This is a genomic window from Microvirgula curvata (genome assembly GCF_054781615.1).
The window spans coordinates 20,492-38,420 of sequence record NZ_BAAGUB010000041.1; the positions used below are offsets into that span (position 1 = coordinate 20,492).

Here is a 17,929-nt window from a genome sequence, read left to right on the forward strand (position 1 = left end):
TTCCGCCTATTCGCCCATGCCGACTACCCGGTTCCGGCCCTCGTGCTTGGCCTGATACAGCGCCTGATCGCCGAGTTCGACCACCAGATCGACCGGCTGGTCGCGCTGCGGCACCAGTGTGGCGACGCCGATGCTGAGCGTCAGGCTGCCGGTGGTCGGTGACGCGCAGTGCGGGATGGCCATGCGCTCGACATCGAGGCGGATTTTCTCGGCGATCAGCCGCGCGCCGCCCGGCGAGGTTGCCGGCAGCACCAGGGCGAATTCCTCGCCGCCGAAGCGGGCCGCCAGATCGGTGGCGCGCGTGGCGCCGGCGCGAATGGTGGCGGCGACCTGGCGCAGCGCTTCATCGCCGGCCAGGTGACCGTAGGTGTCGTTGTACTGCTTGAACGCGTCGATATCCATCATCAGCAGCGAGAACGGCTGCTGGTCGCGGGTGGCGCGCTGCCATTCGGTATACAGGTATTCATCCAGATAACGACGGTTGGCCAGCCCGGTCAGGCCGTCGGAATGGGTCATCTGCTGCAGTTCCAGATTCACTTCCAGCAGCTTCTGCTGGCTTTCGCGCAGCGCGCGATAGGCCTCGTCGCGCTGCAGCCGGTGCAGGTAGGAACGCGAGTGATAGCGGATGCGCGCAATCAGTTCGATGCTGTCCGGCAGCTTGACCAGATAGTCGTTGGCTCCCAGCGAGAATGCGGCGCTCTTCACTTTCGGGTCGTCGCGCGACGACAGCACGATGATCGGCACATCGCGCGTCTGCGTCAGGCTGCGGAACTGTTGCAGCAGCATCAGCCCGTCCACGTCCGGCATGACCAGATCCTGCAGGATCACGGTCGGCTGGGTCAGCCGGGCGGCCTGCAGCGCCTGCTCGGCGTTCGAGCAATAGTGGAAGTCGATGTTCGGGATGTTGACCAGCATGCGCCGGATGGCTTCGCCCACCATCGCCTGATCGTCTATCAGCAGCACCATGATCGGGTCGTTGTCCTGGGCCTGTGGCGGGGTATCCAGGGGGTACAGCAGGTCAGTCATTTACTCACATCCTCGAGGGTGGGGCCGCGGCCCCGGGGTGCGCAGGCGGCACGCAGCGCCGGCGCGATCTGGTGAACCGGCAGCACGCTGGCTGCCGCGCCAAGTGCCGCCGCCGCCTTCGGCATGCCATAGACCGCGCAGGTGGCGCGGTCCTGGGCAATGGTCGGGAAGCCCCGGTCGAGCAGTGCCTTGAGTCCGGCCGCGCCGTCGTTGCCCATGCCCGACAGCAAGACGCCGATGGCGCCACGCCGCCAATGTTGCGCCACGCTGTGGAAAAAGACATCCACCGATGGCTGATAGGCGGTAGTGCCCGGCGTGCGCGCATAGTGCAGCAGGCCGTCGGCGCCGAGCGTCAGGTTGGCGCGGCCATCGGCGATCCATGCCCGGCCCGGCAGCAGGGCAGCGCCTTCTCCGGCCAGCCGGACTTCCAGCGGTGATTGTTCGTCGAGCCAGTACGCCATGCCGGCGGAGAATGCCGCGTCGATATGCTGGATGATCACCACGGCGGCGGGAAAGTCGGCCGGCAGCGCACGCAGCACCTCGGCCACTGCCGCCGGCCCGCCGGCGGAGGCGCCGATCGCCACCAGCGCCGACTGGCAGCCGCCTCCGGCCCGTGCCGTACCGGCAACCGGGGCCGGCGCCGGCGCCGGGGCGATCGGCATCACCAGCCGTCGCGACAGCAGCTCGATCTTGTCCAGCAACGGTGCGGCCAGGCGCGGCAGATCCCCGCCGGCCAGCGTGGGCGTGGCGATCACGTCCAGCGCGCCGCCGCCGAGCGCTTCGTAGACCCGGCCGGCATTTTCGCCAATGTCGGCGGTCACGATCAGGATCGGGCACGGCGTGCGCGCCATGATGCGGCGGGTGGCCTCGACACCGTCGAGACCGGGCATGACCAGATCCATCAGGATCAGGTTCGGTGTCTGCCAGGCACACATGGCGACTGCTTCTTCACCATTGCCCGCCACCCAGCAGACGCGCCACGCCGGCCGCAGCAGGATCGCACGCCGCAGCGCTTCCACTGCGAGCGGCATGTCGTTGACGATGCCGATATTCATCATTGTGCCGCTCCGATCAGGTCGCGCACCGCGTCGAGCAGGGTATTGTCATGGAAACTGCCCTTGGCCAGATAGTAGTCGGCGCCGGCGTCGAGTCCGCGCATGCGGTCCTCTTCCCGATCCTTGTAAGACAGGATCATGACCGGCAGCGATTTCAGCGCCGCGCTCTGGCGAACCAGACCGACCAGTTCGATGCCGTCCATGCGCGGCATGTCGATATCGGTGATCAGCAGGTCGAACGGCTCGGTGCGGATGGCGTTCCAGCCGTCCATGCCATCGACCGCGATCGCGACCTCGTAGCCGTTGCCGGTCAGCAGCTTGCGCTGCAGTTCGCGCACGGTCAGCGAATCGTCGACCACCAGTACGCGCTTGCGCCGCGCCTGCGCCGCACTGGCCTGGCCGGGGCGGATCGCGTCAAGCTGGCCGGCAGCCACGCGTTTTTCGATCGAGCGCAGCAGGTCCTTGACGTCGACCACCAGTACCGGCGAGCCGTCGTCCATCAGCGCGCCGGCAGCGATGTCCGGGATCTTGCCGAGCCGGGCGTCGAGCGGGTGTACCACCAGCATGCCTTCGGACAGAAAGCGGTCGACCACCAGCCCGTACTGCTGTGGTGGTTCGCCGATGACCACTACCGCCACCTCGTCGGACGACGATTCCACTGCCGGCAGCTGCAGGATCTGGGCGGCGTCGGCCAGACCGATGCGGACACCGTCCAGATTCAGGCAGGGCTGCCCCTCCAGCTGCTCGATCTGGGTCCGTGGCCACGACAGCGTGCGTTCGACGTGGGCCAGCGGGAATGCGTATGGCTCGCCGCCGATATCGACCAGCAGGCTGCGCACGGTCGACAGCGTCAGCGGCAGCTGCAGGGTGAAGCGGGTACCCTTGCCCTGTTCGCTGGTGATGCGCAAGGTGCCGCGCACCGACTTGACCATGGTATGGACCACATCCAGGCCGACGCCGCGGCCGGAAATGTCGGTTACCACATCGCGCATGCTGAAGCCGGGCAGCAGCAGAAAGTCGAGCAGTTCGGTCGTGCTCAGCAGTTCGATGGTGGCGGCGCTGGCCAGACCCCGGCGGAGGATCTGGGCGCGCAGGGCATCGAGGTCGATGCCGGCGCCGTCGTCGCTGAGCTGGATCAGCAGCACGCCGGCACTGTGGCGGGCTTCCAGCGTCAGCGTGCCTTCCGCCGGCTTGCCGGCCTGCAACCGCACGGCCGGGGCTTCGATGCCATGGTCGAGCGCATTGCGCAGCAGGTGGCCGAGCGGCGCGTCGAGCTGGCTGAGGATGTTGCGGTCGACCCGGGTCTGCTGGCCGAGCAGCTGCAGCCGCACCTGCTTGCCGAGCGAGCGGCCGAGGTCGCGAACCAGGCGGGGATAGGCGCTGACCCCGTCAGCGAACGGGCGCATGCGGCAGGCGAGCGCTTCGTCATACAGGCTGCGGGCCAGATTGCCGGAGTGGCGGTCGAACCGGTCGAGCTCGCCAAGCCGTTCCGACAGCAGGCGCTGGCATTCGGCCAGCAGTGTGCGCGCGTCGGTCAGCGCGGTGGCCTGGTGCTCATCGACCTGGCGTCCAGGCACGGTGGCGGCTTCGTGCAGCACCTCCAGCGCCTGACCGGCCGCATACTGCAGCCGTTTGACCCGCAGCAGCGCGTCGGCGAACGGCTTGAGGCTGAGCGACGACACCATGGCCTCGCTGGCCAGACCGAGCAGCCGGTCGAGGGTTTCCGCACTGACGCGCAGCGAGCGGTCGCCGCCGGTCGTGTCGGCGTCGCCGCCGGGCGGAGGGTCGGCCTCCGGTTCGACGATCGGTGCCGGTGGCGGTTTGCCGGCCGCCGGTGGCGGCGCGGCCTGCCCGGTGGCGGTCAGGGTCGTCAGCGCCTCGAGCATGGCCGCGAGTTCCGGCGCGGCGGGGGCCTGTGGCGCCGGGTCGGCGATATGCGACAGCAGGTCGACGGCGCGCAGCAGCAGGTCGATCTGGCCGCTGTCCAGTGCCAGCTGGCCATGCTGTGCGGCGACGAAGGCATCTTCCAGTACATGGGCAATGTCCACCGCCGGTTCGAGACCGACGATGCGCGCCGCGCCCTTGATCGAGTGCGCGGCGCGCATGCACGCTTCCAGCGGTCTGGCGGCGGCGGGCTGGCGTTCCAGCTCCAGCAGGCCGTCATTGAGCACCTGGGCCTGGACTTCCAGCTCCTGGCGAAACAGGTCGATAAGCGGCAACTGGCTCAGATCGTCGGCCATCAGGCAAGGTTCCGGTTCAGGGCGGCCATCAGTCGCGCTTCATCGAGCAGACCGACACCGTGGTCGCGCCAGCGGGCGACCCGGGTGGAAAAATGATTGCCATGGCCGGCCACCGTGGCCGGTGGCGGCGTGAGGGTGGCGTCGGCGAAGCGCTCGATGCCATGCACGTCATCGACCGGGAATGCCACTGGCGCCCCCTGGCGCCCGACCACCAGCAGCCGTGGCCGGGCGCGCTGGCCGGTCACGGCTGCCGGTGTGGCCGGCAGGCCGAGCAGGCTGGCCAGGCTGACGCAGACCACCAGGCTGCCGCGGATATTGACCACGCCGAGCGTGCCGCCGGTGCGGCGGTGCGGCAGGGAGTGGATGCGGCTGCTGTCGGCAATCTCGCGCAGCAGCCGGGTCGGCAAGCCCAGCCATTCCTCGCCGAGACGGAACACCAGGGTTGAATGGCGCGGGCCGCTGTCGTCATCGGCCGGTGCCGGGGTATCCGCCGCCATGACGCTGTCGACGCTGAGCCGGTCGAGAATCTGCCGGGCTGCCAGCGCATGGGTCGGACAACGGCTGCAATGGATGTAGCGGATCAGCGACGGGCAGGAGCCATCGCCGCGAATGCCGGTCCGGTTCCAGCAGTCGTCGATCTGGTCGATGGCGGCATCAGTAAACGCTTCAGACATCGTGGGTCCCCCTTGCACGGTGCGCCCGTTCCGCCAGCCGGCGGGCGCCGGTCGCATCGCCGCGGCTGTCCAGCAGCGAGGCCAGATGCAGCAGCGCCTGTTCATGGGCGGGGTCCAGGTACAGGGTCTTGCGGTAGCAGGCGTGGGCTTCGTCCGGCCGGCCGCTGGCATCGGCAATCAGCGCGAGCAGGAACAGCAGGTCCGCGCTGGGCCCCTCGCGGTCGATCAGGCGTTCGCAGACGGCCGAGGCCTGGTCGAAGTGACCGCCATCGGCCAGCCGTCGTGCGTGGTCCAGGCTGTCGGCCACGGTCGCCGGCGGGGCGGCCGGCGGCGTCGCAAACGCGATGCGCGGTGGCGTGGCGCGCGGTGCCGGTGTTGCCGGCGGCAGGTGCAGCGACCGCAGGGGGGCGGGGCGGGGCATCCGGCGCGGGGCCGGCTCGTCCGTGGCCGGCGGGTGGAAGGCAAAGGCCAGCGGGATGCCGGCCGGGCGCAGCTGCGCACGCACCAGCAGTCCGCTTTCGGCCGGGCCGACGAACAGCAGGCCATGCGGCGCCAGCCGGGCGCACAGGGTCGAGATCGCCCGTTGCTGGGCATCGCGATCGAAATAGATCAGGACATTGCGACAGAACACCAGGTCGTACGGGGCTTCGCCGGCCAGCAGGGCCGGATCGAACAGATTGCCCTGGCGAAAGCGCACCCGGGCCCGCACCGGGTCGTTCAGCCGCTGGCCGCCGGCGACGGCGGTGAAGTGGCGGGCACGGAAATCGAGCTGCCGGCCGCGAAACGCATTGCTGCCATAGATGCCGCGCCCGGCGGCGGCGATGGCCTCGGCGCTGATGTCGATGGCGTCGATATGGAAGCTGTCCGGTGGCATGCCGGCATCGAGCAGCGCCATCGCCAGCGAGTATGGCTCCTCGCCGGTCGAGCAGGGCAGGCTCAGCAGGCGCAGCGGGGCGCCGGCAAACTGCTGCCGTGCCAGTCTGGCGGCGGTGTGGAAGGCTTCGCGGTCGCGGAAGAACCAGGTTTCGCCCACCACAACCGCCTCGATCAGCGCCTGACGCTCGCCCGCGTCGGTCTGCAGCAGCGCCTGGTAGGCGGCAGCATGCGGCGACCGGGTGGCGCGCAGGCGCTCGTCGATGGCACGCTCGACATGCATGATGCCGATCGAGTCGACATCAAGCCCGATCTCCGCATTCAGAAAGTCGATGAAATAGCGGGAGACGGTCATGCACCAGCCCTGGCGGTCGGAAACAGCAGCGCGCGCACCGGCGGTGGCAGCAGTTCGTCGATGTCGACCCGCTGGATCAGCCCGTGCCGGTCATGGCATACCGGGCCGGGGTAGCGCGTGTCGCCGGTATCCACGCCGGTGGCGACAAAGGCGGCCGGATCGCAGCGCAGGGTGTCGGTGGCCTGCTCCAGCACCAGCCCGAGCAGGCGGCTGTTGCCATTGCCGAGCGGGTAGTGGACCAGGGCGGTGCGCGTGCTCAGCCGCGCGCGCGCCGGCCGGTCGAGCACCAGCCGGCAGAAATCGATGACCGGCACCGCCTGCCCGTCATGCATGAACACGCCGCTGACCCAGGGCGGCGTGGCCGGCAACGCCCGGGTCTGCACGCGTGGCAGCACCACGGCCAGCCGGCTGGCGGGCAGCGCATAGCGCGCATCGTCGAGGTGGAACAGCAGGAACAGCATGCTGTCCGGACTCAGGCCTGGACCTTGAAGCGCGACACGCCATGACGCAGGCCGTTCGACACCAGATTCAGGTCCTCGATGGCCTGGCTGGACTGGCGCAGCGATTCCACCGTCTGCTGGGCGGCTTCGGACAGCTGGCCGAGGGCCTGATTGATCTGCTCGGCGCCGGTCATCTGCGCCTGCATGCCCTCGTTGACCTGCTGGAAGCCCGGCGCCAGCGCCTGGACCTGCTGGATGATCTGCGACAGCTGGTAGCCGATGCGCTCGATATCGGTGATGCCGCGGCGCACTTCCTCGGTGAACTTGTCCATGCCCATTACGCCGGCGGACACCGAAGACAGGATCTCGCGCACCATCAGCTCGATGTCGTAGGTGGCGACGGCGGTCTGGTCGGCCAGGCGGCGGATCTCCGATGCCACCACCGAGAAGCCCTTGCCGTATTCGCCGGCCTTTTCCGCCTCGATGGCGGCATTCAGCGACAGCAGATTGGTCTGGTCAGCGACCTTGGTAATGGTGGTCACGACCTGGTTGATATTGCCGGCCTTCTCGCTGAGGATGGACAGCTTGCCGTTGACCGATCCGGCGGCGTTCATCACCTGCTGCATGGTGGCTTCCATCCGGCTCAGCCCCTCCTGGCCGCTGCCGGCCAGCGCGGCCGCCTGCTCGGACACGGTCGAGACCTCGTTCATGGTATGCATCAGGTCGCGGGTGGTGGCGACGATCTCGCGCGAGGTGGCGCCGATCTCGGCCGTGGTCGCGGCGGTTTCGGTCGCGGTCGCCTGCTGCTGCCGGGCGGTGGCCGCAATCTCGGTCACTGACGTCGAGACCTGCAATGCGGTCGACTGCGCCTGGGCGACCAGCGCGGTCAGCTCGTCCGACATCCGGTTGAAGCCGGTTTCCAGTGTGCCGAACTCGTCGTGGCGCTCCAGCCTCAGCCGCTGGGTCAGGTCGCCGGTACGCATTTCGTCCAGCACCCCGACCACGCGGGTCATCGGCACGGTCAGCGAGCGGAACAGGTGCAGGCCACAGGCCACGGCGGCGCCCAGCGCGATCAGCAGGGTGATCAGCATGCTGATGCGCGAGGTGGTCACGGCCTCGCTGATATTGGTGGCGGAGCGGTCAAGATAGCGGCGGTTCTCGTTGACGATGTCCTGGATCAGCGCGTAATTGTGCTCGCGCTCGGCGCGGAAGGCGGCGAAGCGCTGCCCGGTGGCATGCCGGTCCTGCTGCTCCAGACCGTCGAACAGCTGGCGCTGCAGGGCATGGTAGCGCGCCCGCGACAGTTCGAATGCAGCGAACTTGCGCTGGTCGCTGTCGCGGCTGGCCGAGGCCTGGTAGCCCTTGATCAGCGTATCGAGCCGCGCGGCGTTGTCGCGCATCTTGTCCAGATCGGGACGGCGCTCGGCCGCATTGCGGTCGACCAGTGCGATCCGCTGGGTCAGCATGAAGTCCTCGGTCATGTTGCCGCGGATCATGGTGCTGTAGTACAGCCCCGGCGTGGTGTCGTGCTCGACGCTGTAGGCGGCGCGGTCGATCCTGGCCAGCTGGTAGTAGGCAATGCCGGCCATCAGGGTCATCAGGGCCAGAATGATGGCAAAACTGCCGAGGATCCGGTGGCGGATGCTCAGGTTCTTCATAGGTGGGTATCCCCGCTGGAGGCGGTCCCCACCGAGGGACGCGCCTCTCGAATTGTTCGGATCCGGGCGTCAAGGATGACGGTGACCCTGGCAATTATTTCATGGTTGAACTCTCTGGGTAGAAGATTAACCATTAGTGATTGCGGTGGCGGCAGAGGTTGCCGGAAAAGCGGGGGGATACGGGAGCGCCTAGATCGCTCGCTGCCAGTGGGAACCGGCCAGATGGATCACCGGAATATCCGGCTGCTCCAGCAGCAAGGAGACGAACGGCATCGCTTCTGTCCGGGGGCCCCTGAAGATCGTCAGGCGGTCGTCGGGAGTATGCCGGCGGATTTCAATCCGGTCGCTGCCTTCTGCTGTCAGCACATGGACGGCGTCCGGTGTATGGGGAAGGGCGGTGTAGGCCTGGATCTCGATGTCGCCGCCGTACATGCCCGGGGTCTTGATCATTGCCTGCAGCGTGTCGGACGACACCTGGTGGCGGCCTTCCATCAGGGCGAGGGCCGTGAGATCGTTGCCGGGCAGCGACTGCATCAGCGTCATGGCGATTTCGTCACCGGAGACCCGCCCGCCAGGGAGCAGGGTGGCGGCGGATTGTGCGATCTGGTCCCGCAGCTCGATGCGTTCCTCGAACCCGAGGTTCCGCCCCTCCAGTGCATGCAGCAGACAGTCGCCACCTCCGCTGTTGGTGATCAGTTGCAGACCGTATTTTTCCTCCATCTTCGGGACGAAATGTTCGAAGTTGACGTGCTTGCTGGCATAGCTGGCCAGCGCCTGTTGCTGTACGTCCGCTGCTGCCGGCGGAGCCGCCCCTTCCTGTTGCAGCAGATTCAGAAACCGGTGGAAGCGATTGCCTGCCACTGCTGCATTGCTGCCGGGACCGGGGCCGGCCACGCTCTCCCTTCTGTCCCGGAACGCCAGCGAAGTGGTGTTGACGGTATGGCCCGGAACCGGCACTGCCGGGAGCGCGCCCTTTTTGATCCTGTCCAGCACCTTGCCGAATACCAGACCATTCACGTCACGGTTGACGACCGGATTGTTTCCCACCATGCAGTACAGGTTCAGTCCGTTCACCGTGCCGGCCGGATCCGGATTCAGCCAGCGGCCCAGCCACGGGGCGTAGTAGCGGAAACCGTAGTCGTACAGGCCGCTGGCATCGCGTTCCTGTCCCGAGTAGCGAAGGTATTTGTAATCGGCCTCGACGGTGCTGCGGACCGACCAGACTGCCGTACCGCCATAGGGATAGTATTCCTCGCGGGTGACGATGTCGGCCTGCCGGTCCAGCTCGATCATGGAGGAACCGGTCTGGTTGTCGAGGCTGTAGCGCCACTGGTCGTTGGCGAGACCGGCAGGGCATCCCGTATCCCAGTGCAGCAGGCGCACCGACTGGCGACCGGTATTGCCCAGCTGCACCAGCTGCAGGCTTTCGACCAGGGTGTCGACACCGTCCACGGTTTGCCGCGTCTGGCGGAGCTGGAGCCCGGGCAGATAGAGAACCCGGCTGCGGCGGATCGTCCCGCCGGTCAGGGTGACGGTCTGCTTTGCCGCCCGCCGTCCCTGGCTGTCGTACCGGTAGTCTTCGTAATTGTCGCTGGCGCCGTCACGGGACACCTGCGTGCAGCGCTGCAACTGGTTGCGGGTATTCCAGGCCAGCGGCTGGCCCGGCTGCAGCTGCAGCAGGTTTCCACACGCATCGAAAAGGCCGTCGATGTCTGCGGGCGTCAGGTCGCCGGTCTGGCGGACGGCGCGGTTCGAGGTTTGCGCCACGATCATTGCCAGCGTATAGGCGCTGGCGCCGTTATGGTGGATCGCGGTCAGGTTGCCGCCGCGATCATAGTCATGGGTCCGGGTGTAGCCACTGAGCAGACTGTCGTCGGTGCACAGCGGGACGATCGGGGATGTCAATGCCGAAGTCTGCTGGCTGGCCGTGGCATTTTCCCGGCCGACAGCCTGATGAAGCTGGTACAGGGCGTCGTATTCATACTGGCTGTCGGGGCTGATGCGACGGTTGGCGGAGAACCGGGTGGGCTGGCTGGCATCCGAGAGCGAGAGCAGATTGCCAACCGGGTCGTAGCCGTACGTCAGTGCCTGCAGTGTGGCGCGGCGCCCCGACCGTGCCGGCCGGTGGCAGACCAGCGCCGCAAGCCGCCGGGTCTGCGGCTCGTAGCTGTACTCGGTGACGACGCCGTTGCCGGCCGTCTCGGAACGGACCTGGCCGGCAGCGGTATAGTCGATGGCGGACAAAACGGCTTGCGCGGTGCTTGCACCGGGGAGCCGCAATGCACTGGCGGCCGGTCGGCCCGAGATGTCATAGTCCTGCTGCAACCGGTTGCCCGCCGCATCGATGCTCTGCCTCTGCTGGGACAGCGGATTCCAGCTCCAGCGCGTCGTGTAGATCTCTTCCGCCAGCGCGGATCCCAGGGTTGCCGGATCGCTGCCGGACCAGTCGCTGTCCACTACCGCGTCGAGCAGGAACTGCTGCCGGCTGAGCAGCGGCTGGCCGGTCAGACCGTAGGCTGGCATCTGTATCATGCCGGCCGGCGTGTACTGCTGCCAGACCCGGCCATGCAAATTGCTGCCGGCCGGGGCATCGCGGTCGGCGTAGCGCAGGCGCTCGCTGATCCGGTCGATACCATCAGTGCTTTCACGAATCGTGACCCGTCGGTGCAGAAGGTCGAACGCCTGCTCGAGTCGTCGGCTGCCATGCTGGTGCAGCCGGACGCCGCCCTCGATGTCGTACAGCGCGTGCAGGTCGCCGGCATCCTGGCTGCAGACCTGCAGCACGCGGCCGGACAGTGAGCACGCATAGCGGAAATTGGGCGGCGTTGCCGGATCAGCCTGCCAGGCGTCGCCCAGCCTGGCGTCGAGACGGGTTGCCTGCCAGCCCGGCGGCGTGAAGGTTTGCCGGGTGATGCACTCATCCGGCAGGTCGGTATCCAGCGTGCGGTTGTAGCGGATCGTGCGCACCGGCAGCCCGCGTGCATCGACAACGGTGACCGTGGGGGTGCCCTGGCAGCGCCGGGCAGTGGCGGGGTCGGCTTGGGTTGGCATGGCATCAGGTAATCAGGGGGAGCGGGAAGTGCATCCTGTGATTGTCACTCTAGACCACGTACCTGCCTGCACCGGTGCCGATCGTCGCCTGACGGCACGCGCTGCCGTCAGGCGGCCGGGGCCGTGAGAAAAAACAAGCTTTACTAAATTCATTTTAAATCTATTGTCATAAAACGCATTGCGGAATAACCCGCTCTCATCGAATCCTCCTTCGGAGAATGACAATGGAAATCCCTGTCCTCGGCAACAGCATCACCCTGGTCGACGATCGCAGCCTGGACTGTCTGGCCAGCGACACGTCCGCCGTGCGCGCCATCGTGCAGGCAGCGGTCAGTGTCGAGCTGTTCACCATCCCGCTGTACATGACCACGCTGTACTCGATCCAGGGCACGCACCAGATCAACAGCAAGCAGCTGGACTACTACCAGGGCAGGCAATGGCCGGGGGCGTCAGCCAGCGCCAGGCCGGCCACCGACAACCAGCGCGCGTTCAACCTGATCTTCAGCGTGTTCATCCAGGAGATGCTGCACCTGCAGATGGCCGCCAACCTGGCCAACGCCATCGGTGAGCAGCCGGACTTCACTCCGGCGGCGCTGGTTGACAAGACCGGCCTCGGCTGGCGCTGCTACGGACCGCAGCACTCGGTGCTGCCGCACATCATCGACCTGAAAGACACCGACACCTACCGCCATGTCCGCGTGAACCTGGAAGCGCTGAACGACAACCAGATCGCACTGTTCCGCGCCATCGAACAGCCGGAGGCCGATGCCCGCGCCGAACTGGCCAGACAGCCGCCGTCGGTACAGGAAAAATACTTCCCGACCGTGCCGTTCAGTGGCTGGACAGCGGACAAGGGCGTCAATGACCTGCCGATGTTCGGCACCATCGGCTGGATGTACGAATGCCTGGCCCAGTACATCAGCATCGAATACCAGGACGGCGAAACCTTGTGGCAGAAACTGTTCCGGGCCGATTCGGTGCAGCAGGACATGTTCAACAGCCACGCCCAGGGCTCCGGCCATCCGATGATGGAGTTCCCGCATTTCGACACCCGATTCACCGCCGAAGACGGGCTGGGCGTCGATACCTCGTTCAACAAGGCCATCGACATGATGAGCGCCATCACCGACCAGGGTGAAGGCAGCGATATCGGCATTGCCCGCTATCGTCGCGGCTTGCAGTTGCAGGTGGTGCAGGGCAAGTATCGCGAGGACTTCGCCGCGCTGAAAGTCGACTACCCGTCCTATACCGGCAGCGGCGACCCTGCACCGTCCGCCGACGCCCATGCGCGGCACGACAGCTCGGCGCTGACCCACTTCGAACGCTTTACCGCACTGGCGCTGCTGCTGCCCGGCGTCGAAACCTGGGAACAGTGGCACCAGCGCGGCAACAGCTGGAGTGCCAGCCTGCTGACCAACGCCGACTACAACCCGGCCACCGCGCCGGCCAATATCCCGGCGCCGGATGCGGTGGCCGGTGCACTGAACCGGCTGAAGCAGGACCAGACCACGATGTGGCCGGTGCTGAGCAAGGTTTCGGTCGGCGCCATCGCCGGCATCACCACGGTGCTGAACGACTACTGGCAACATCCGGGCATGGATTTCCCGTATCCGTCCATGGTCGGCTCCGGCGATCGCATCTCGCTGTGCTGGGCCGTGTTCGGCATGGCGCCGGACCTGTCGCTGGATATCGGCCAGCGCGATCCGGGCACGCTGTATCACGCCTGTCAGGGCATGAGCCTGGACGGCAGCAGCGGCGACAGCTGTGCCGCCATCGAGATCTACCATACCTGTCGCGGTTCCAACAGCTGCCGGGCGGAAGGCGGCTGTGGCTTCGTGCAGTGCGACAGTGACAGCGGGGGTGGCCATTCCTGTTCGGCGCTGGCACACCGTGCGCCGGCCACCGGGCAGGCGGCGCAGGCAATGTGCGGGCGCTCACCGACCGTGGACAAGGGCGGCCAGGTGCTGTGTGGCGGCCCGTCGCCGGATGCCGATCTGTACAGCGCGCCCGGCGACAACAAGTGCAAGAGCTTCGGTGGCTGTGCGGTGCCGATCTCGGCCTCGCAGATGTTCCCCAGGGACGGCCAGATGCAGTTGTACGACTTCGCCGGCCCGCCGTACCAGAGCGAACCGTTTGGCGAACCGCTCGATTTCGCCGTTGGCGAATCGGTGTACGACAAGGCCTGGCAGGCCTATGGCGAAGTCATGGCGCAGCGCGGGAAGACCGCCGGCGAGCCGCCGGCACCGACCGACCTGCGTCTGGCCCTGCCGCCGTCGACCTGACCGGGAGCCCCGCATGACCCAGCCCCGGCTCGGCCTGCCCCATCTCGGCTTCGGCGTCGGTCTGCGCAATGTGCATCTGTCGCACATCATGCAGCACGGCGCCGGTGCGGACTGGTTCGAGGTCATCAGCGAGAACTTCATCAACCACCACGGCTATGCCCGTCATGTGCTGGACCGGCTGCGGGAGACGCGACCGGTGGTGATGCATGGCGTCTCGCTGTCGATCGGCAGCAGCGACCCGCTGAACCGGGGCTACCTGGCGCAGCTGCGCCAGCTGGCCGACGACATCCGCCCGGCATGGATTTCCGATCATCTGTGCTGGACCGGCGTGGCGTCGGTCAACTCGCACGACCTGCTGCCGCTGCCGCTGACCGAGGAAAGCTACCGCCATGTCCGGCAGCGGGTGGCGGCGGTGCAGGATTTCCTTGGCCGGCCGCTGGTACTGGAGAACCCGAGCAGCTATCTGCAGTTTCGCGAATCCACCGTGCCGGAATGGGCATTCCTGGCCCGGCTGGCGCAGGACACCGGCTGCGGCCTGCTGCTGGACGTGAACAATGTGTACGTCTCGGCCTACAACCACGGTTTCGACCCGGAACACTATATCCGCCAGTTGCCGGCCGACCATATCGTGCAGATGCATCTGGCCGGCCCCAGCGATTGCGGCGATATCCTGATCGACACCCATGACCACCCGGTGCCGTCGCGGGTGTGGGAGCTGTATCTGCTGGCGCAGCAGCTGTGCGGTGGCGCCAGCACGCTGCTGGAATGGGATGCCGACATTCCGCCGTATCCGGCCCTGCTGGCCGAACTGGATCTGGCACGGCAGCTGTTGCAACGCGAAGCGCCCCACACCCTGCCCGGCGCCGGAGTGCCCATGACATGAGCCGAAGCGCATTGATGGACAGCCAATACTGGCTGCTGACGGTCATGACCGCCAGTGGCGGGCTGGAACATGGCCTGACCCTGGCCGCCGCCCGCGGCGCGGCAACCGGCAAGGACATGATCGCCGCCCCGCCGCGCGGCGCCATCCGCGACCGGCTTGGCGTGTATCACCATGGTTACTGGCAGCGGCTGCTGGAGTGCCTGCAGGCCGACTATCCGCTGTTGCTGCGGGTGCTGGAGGCGCCGCTGTTCGGGTTCTTTGCCCGTGCCTACCTGGCGCGCCAGCCGTCACGTTCGCCCTCGATGTACGACCTTGGTGCCGGCTTTGCCGACTTCCTCGCCGCCAGCCTGCCGCCGCAGGCGCCCGCTGCCGCGCACTTGCCGGTGGAACTGGCCCGGCTGGAACGGGCCTATACCGAGGCGCTGCGCGCGCCCGGTCCCGAGAACGATCACGCGCCGCTGGCGGACGGGCTGATGCTGGCGCTGGCTGCCGGCAGCGAACTGCCGCTGCTGGCGGTGCCAGCCTGCGTGCGGCCGCTGGCACTGTCGTTGCCGCTGCTGCCGTACTGGCGGCAACTGCAGCTGGACGGCCCGGTCCCGCCGGCCCCCGAGCCGGCCGCCAGCTATCTGGCGGTGGCCCGTCAGCACTGGCGGGTGGCACTGCACCCGCTCGACCCGTGGCAATACCATCTGCTGCAGGCACTGAATGACGGCCTGGACGGCCCTGCCGCCCTGCAGCGTTCGGCCACGCTCAGCGGGCAGCCGCTGGCGACGCTGACCGTCGAACTGCTGCTGTGGCTGCCGCTGGCGCAGCAACTGGGGCTGCTGCGGCTGGCGGGGTGACAGGCTTACCGCATTTTCGACGGCAACTGGATCGTTTCCCCGGCCTGCATGAACGCCCCGTAGCCGCGATGGTGCAGCGTGCGCGGGTCCTTGCGGTCGGCATCCAGCCAGGCCTGCACGACCTCGAGCACGAAGAAGCCGTAGCGGTTCACCAGCCGGGTATCGACCACCCGGCATTCCAGGCTGGCGTAGCACTCGGCGACCAGCGGTGCGGCGACCTGCTCCGCCGGCAGCGGCGTCAGGCCGAGGGTGGCGAACTTGTCGGTATCGCGGCCCGAGCAGTTGCCGCAGTCCACGACCTTCTGTGCCAGCTCCACCGTCGGGATATTCAGCACGCACTGCCGCGTGGCTTTCAGCGCGGCAAAGCTGAAGTCGCGGTCGCTGACGACGCAGCCCACCAGCGGCGGCTCGAACTCCATCATGGTATGCCACGACAGGGTCATGACATTGGCCCGGCCCTGGTGCGCGGTACTGAGCAGCAGCACCGGACCGGGTTCGAGCAGGCCATAGACGCGGGACAGCGGGAAGGGGGATCTGGACATGCGGGACTCCTGGGCAGTGGGCCGCGTGGCAGGGGCGTCGGTTCAGGATGAGAGGGGAACAAAGCCTTCTCCCCTGAACACCCGCCGCGGATTGCCGCGCTCGACCTGCCGATGCAGTTGCCGGCGCAGGCCGCGCTGCGCGGCATTCATTTCCTCATCGCGGCAGGCGAGCTTGTGCGCCAATAGCAGCATAGCCAGTCGCTTGTTTGCATGCTGGCTGCGTTCGGTCTGGACCTTGACGCTGATGCCGGTCGCGACGTGGGTGGCGCGGATGGCGGATTCGGTCTTGTTGACATGCTGGCCGCCGGGACCGGACGAACGCGTGGCCTCGAAACGAATCTCGTCGGCCAGCGTCGTCGACGGCGCTTCGCAGCGTGCGACACCGATAAACCAGTTCTTGCGCGGATGACGGGGACGCCACGGGCTGGCGCAGATCCACTGGATCGTGCCTTCCCAGCGGCTGGCCAGCGAGTCTTCCCCGTCACCATCCAGACTCAGCAAGACCGAGCGCAGCGTGCCCGGCTGTTCGCCGTCCTCGCGTTCGAGCTGTTCGGTGCGGATACCGGCTTGCGCCGCTTCGTGTTGCAGGCAGGCCAGTGCCCTGGCCACGGCCAGGCAGCATTCGGCCGGCCCCTGCGCGGCAGAGAGTTGCAGCAGGATCATCAGCAGCACTCCCCGTGAGTCTTGTAGGTCAGTACCGGGCGCAGGCGCGCCAGCACCGTGACCAGTCCGGCCTGAACCAGCGCGTCGATGATGCTGTCGATCGGCTTGTACGCCTCGGGCGCTTCCTCGTACATCAACTGCTTGTCGCGGCAGATGACGTGGCTGCCCAGTCTGGTGCGGCTGAGCTGGGCAGGCGTGAAGCGCCGGGCCAGCCGGTCCTTGCACTCGCTGCGCATCCACTTGCGCCCGGCGCCATGTGCCAGCGAGAACAGACTGTCCTCGCTGGGCCGGGGGGCGACCAGATAGCTGAAATCCCCGCGCGAACCCGGGATCACCACCGGTCCGGCGCTGGACGGGGTGGCGCCCTTGCGGTGCAGCCAGCCGGCTTCGCCGCCAAGGGTCGCCGGCACCACCAGATTGTGGTGGATGTCCAGCACCGGTTCGCCGTCTGCATGCAGGCGTGCCAGCATGCGCCGCGCAATCAGTTCGCGGTTTGCTTCGGCAAAGTGCAGGGCGGTGGCGTGCCGGGCCAGATAGTCCGCGCATGCCGGGCTGCCCTGCTCCAGACCGCGATGGCCGAACTGGCTGACCTGTTGCTGCAGAATGCACTGGCCAAGCCCGCGCGAGCCGCTGTGCACCAGCAGGAGCAGTTGCCGCGCATCGAGCTGCAGTGCCTCCAGCGCGGCCGGCTGGTAGATGTGGTCCAGCCGTTGCAGCTCGGCGAAATGGTTGCCGCCGCCGATCGTGCCCAGTGCCGGGTCGAACCCGGTGTCCGGCGGCGCGAGGGTGGACACCAGTGCTTGCCAGTCGTCGTCGAGCGGGGTGTCGATATTGCCGAGCCGTTTTTCCAGCTTGTCGAGGCTGACTTTCCTCGCATCGAGGTCGGTGGTCCACAGCGCCATGCCGCAGCCGATATCACCGCCGATCAGGGCCGGGTACAAACGGCCGAGCGAGAAAAAGGCGGCGCCGACCGGATAGCCCCGGCCAGGGTGGAGGTCTGGCATCCCGGCAACGTGGCGCATGCCGGGCAGAGTGAGGGTGGTATGAAGTTGCTGGATCGCGTCGCCGTCGATCCAGGTGTTGTCCGCGGCGATCAGGGTGACGCCGGCGGCCAGGTGCTGAATGCAATTGCCCATGAAAATTCCAGATCAGAAAGAAAAAAGACTGATATGGCAGGCCGGGGCCCGGGCAATGCGAAGACGCTGAATGGCAGCGGAGGTGTTTCGATCAACCCAGGCGGGGTCTGCGGAGAGGTAAAGGTTGGCGCATGATTTTTCCTCCTTTGCAGTGCGGGTTGAGTGGGACAGAGCGGCGCATGGTAACGCCAGTGTATTGGCATGGCAAC

Annotated in this window: 14 protein-coding genes; 3 read left to right on the plus strand and 11 right to left on the minus strand. The window is 67.2% G+C overall.

The window, feature by feature from the left end; genetic code table 11:
• Positions 1-6 precede the first annotated feature (6 nt).
• The 8 genes from ACYVG8_RS19090 to ACYVG8_RS19125 form a co-directional block, all read right to left on the minus strand.
• Positions 7-1,026 carry a diguanylate cyclase gene (locus ACYVG8_RS19090; protein ID WP_051529039.1) on the minus strand — a complete coding sequence of 340 codons (1,020 nt, stop codon included), beginning with the start codon at positions 1,024-1,026 and terminating at the stop codon, positions 7-9.
• Positions 1,023-2,084: a chemotaxis-specific protein-glutamate methyltransferase CheB gene (cheB, locus tag ACYVG8_RS19095; RefSeq protein WP_460746608.1), complete on the minus strand. Its 1,062-nt coding sequence runs from the start codon at positions 2,082-2,084 to the stop codon at positions 1,023-1,025. Before cheB ends, ACYVG8_RS19090 begins: the two co-directional genes overlap by 4 nt.
• A complete protein-coding gene (locus tag ACYVG8_RS19100; protein ID WP_460746609.1) occupies positions 2,081-4,321 on the minus strand; it encodes a hybrid sensor histidine kinase/response regulator in 2,241 nt (746 codons plus the stop codon). Before ACYVG8_RS19100 ends, cheB begins: the two co-directional genes overlap by 4 nt.
• Positions 4,321-4,995, minus strand: a complete 675-nt coding sequence (locus tag ACYVG8_RS19105) for a chemotaxis protein CheW (RefSeq protein ID WP_460746611.1) — start codon at positions 4,993-4,995, stop codon at positions 4,321-4,323. Before ACYVG8_RS19105 ends, ACYVG8_RS19100 begins: the two co-directional genes overlap by 1 nt.
• Complete coding sequence (locus ACYVG8_RS19110; protein WP_460746612.1) at positions 4,988-6,223, minus strand: CheR family methyltransferase; 1,236 nt, start codon at positions 6,221-6,223, stop codon at positions 4,988-4,990. The genes ACYVG8_RS19105 and ACYVG8_RS19110 overlap by 8 nt, the downstream gene beginning before the upstream one ends.
• The gene (locus ACYVG8_RS19115; RefSeq protein WP_460746614.1) at positions 6,220-6,684 is read right to left on the minus strand and encodes a chemotaxis protein CheW; all 465 of its coding nucleotides are present in this window, start codon (positions 6,682-6,684) and stop codon (positions 6,220-6,222) included. The genes ACYVG8_RS19110 and ACYVG8_RS19115 overlap by 4 nt, the downstream gene beginning before the upstream one ends.
• A gap of 11 nt (positions 6,685-6,695) precedes the next feature.
• Positions 6,696-8,321, minus strand: coding sequence for a methyl-accepting chemotaxis protein (locus tag ACYVG8_RS19120; protein WP_460746615.1), 1,626 nt, complete (start codon positions 8,319-8,321; stop codon positions 6,696-6,698).
• A gap of 189 nt (positions 8,322-8,510) precedes the next feature.
• Positions 8,511-11,372 (minus strand): RHS repeat-associated core domain-containing protein, encoded by a 2,862-nt coding sequence (locus ACYVG8_RS19125; protein ID WP_051529037.1) that lies wholly within the window; start codon positions 11,370-11,372, stop codon positions 8,511-8,513.
• A 224-nt stretch (positions 11,373-11,596) separates the two neighbouring features.
• On the opposite strand from ACYVG8_RS19125, the gene ACYVG8_RS19130 reads away from it, so the two are divergent.
• Genes ACYVG8_RS19130 through ACYVG8_RS19140 form a run of 3 tightly spaced genes read left to right on the plus strand, consistent with a single transcriptional unit; the run spans position 11,597 to position 15,379 of the window.
• Entirely contained in the window at positions 11,597-13,654 is a 2,058-nt protein-coding gene (locus ACYVG8_RS19130; protein WP_460746617.1) for a ferritin-like domain-containing protein, read from the plus strand.
• A gap of 13 nt (positions 13,655-13,667) precedes the next feature.
• Positions 13,668-14,537 carry an MNIO family bufferin maturase gene (gene bufB, locus ACYVG8_RS19135; protein ID WP_107888983.1) on the plus strand — a complete coding sequence of 290 codons (870 nt, stop codon included), beginning with the start codon at positions 13,668-13,670 and terminating at the stop codon, positions 14,535-14,537.
• A complete protein-coding gene (locus ACYVG8_RS19140; RefSeq protein ID WP_460746618.1) occupies positions 14,534-15,379 on the plus strand; it encodes an HvfC/BufC family peptide modification chaperone in 846 nt (281 codons plus the stop codon). The genes bufB and ACYVG8_RS19140 overlap by 4 nt, the downstream gene beginning before the upstream one ends.
• Positions 15,380-15,384: 5 nt before the next feature.
• On the opposite strand, the gene ACYVG8_RS19145 is transcribed toward ACYVG8_RS19140, so the two are convergent.
• Genes ACYVG8_RS19145 through ACYVG8_RS19155 form a run of 3 tightly spaced genes read right to left on the minus strand, consistent with a single transcriptional unit; the run spans position 15,385 to position 17,720 of the window.
• Complete coding sequence (locus ACYVG8_RS19145; protein WP_028500248.1) at positions 15,385-15,921, minus strand: flavin reductase family protein; 537 nt, start codon at positions 15,919-15,921, stop codon at positions 15,385-15,387.
• Between the two features lie 42 nt (positions 15,922-15,963).
• Entirely contained in the window at positions 15,964-16,584 is a 621-nt protein-coding gene (prfH, locus tag ACYVG8_RS19150) for a peptide chain release factor H (protein ID WP_460746620.1), read from the minus strand.
• Positions 16,584-17,720, minus strand: coding sequence for an RNA ligase RtcB family protein (locus tag ACYVG8_RS19155; RefSeq protein WP_460746622.1), 1,137 nt, complete (start codon positions 17,718-17,720; stop codon positions 16,584-16,586). Before ACYVG8_RS19155 ends, prfH begins: the two co-directional genes overlap by 1 nt.
• Positions 17,721-17,929: the final 209 nt, after the last annotated feature.

Excerpts from the sequence above, each read along its gene's own strand:
- ACYVG8_RS19090 (WP_051529039.1), bottom strand. The coding sequence starts at position 1,026 with ATGACTGACCTGCTGTACCCCCTGGATACCCCGCCACAGGCCCAGGAC.
- cheB (WP_460746608.1), bottom strand. The coding sequence starts at position 2,084 with ATGATGAATATCGGCATCGTCAACGACATGCCGCTCGCAGTGGAAGCG.
- ACYVG8_RS19100 (WP_460746609.1), bottom strand. The coding sequence starts at position 4,321 with ATGGCCGACGATCTGAGCCAGTTGCCGCTTATCGACCTGTTTCGCCAG.
- ACYVG8_RS19105 (WP_460746611.1), bottom strand. The coding sequence starts at position 4,995 with ATGTCTGAAGCGTTTACTGATGCCGCCATCGACCAGATCGACGACTGC.
- ACYVG8_RS19110 (WP_460746612.1), bottom strand. The coding sequence starts at position 6,223 with ATGACCGTCTCCCGCTATTTCATCGACTTTCTGAATGCGGAGATCGGG.
- ACYVG8_RS19115 (WP_460746614.1), bottom strand. The coding sequence starts at position 6,684 with ATGCTGTTCCTGCTGTTCCACCTCGACGATGCGCGCTATGCGCTGCCC.
- ACYVG8_RS19120 (WP_460746615.1), bottom strand. The coding sequence starts at position 8,321 with ATGAAGAACCTGAGCATCCGCCACCGGATCCTCGGCAGTTTTGCCATC.
- ACYVG8_RS19125 (WP_051529037.1), bottom strand. The coding sequence starts at position 11,372 with ATGCCAACCCAAGCCGACCCCGCCACTGCCCGGCGCTGCCAGGGCACC.
- ACYVG8_RS19130 (WP_460746617.1), top strand. The coding sequence starts at position 11,597 with ATGGAAATCCCTGTCCTCGGCAACAGCATCACCCTGGTCGACGATCGC.
- bufB (WP_107888983.1), top strand. The coding sequence starts at position 13,668 with ATGACCCAGCCCCGGCTCGGCCTGCCCCATCTCGGCTTCGGCGTCGGT.
- ACYVG8_RS19140 (WP_460746618.1), top strand. The coding sequence starts at position 14,534 with ATGAGCCGAAGCGCATTGATGGACAGCCAATACTGGCTGCTGACGGTC.
- ACYVG8_RS19145 (WP_028500248.1), bottom strand. The coding sequence starts at position 15,921 with ATGTCCAGATCCCCCTTCCCGCTGTCCCGCGTCTATGGCCTGCTCGAA.
- prfH (WP_460746620.1), bottom strand. The coding sequence starts at position 16,584 with ATGATCCTGCTGCAACTCTCTGCCGCGCAGGGGCCGGCCGAATGCTGC.
- ACYVG8_RS19155 (WP_460746622.1), bottom strand. The coding sequence starts at position 17,720 with ATGGGCAATTGCATTCAGCACCTGGCCGCCGGCGTCACCCTGATCGCC.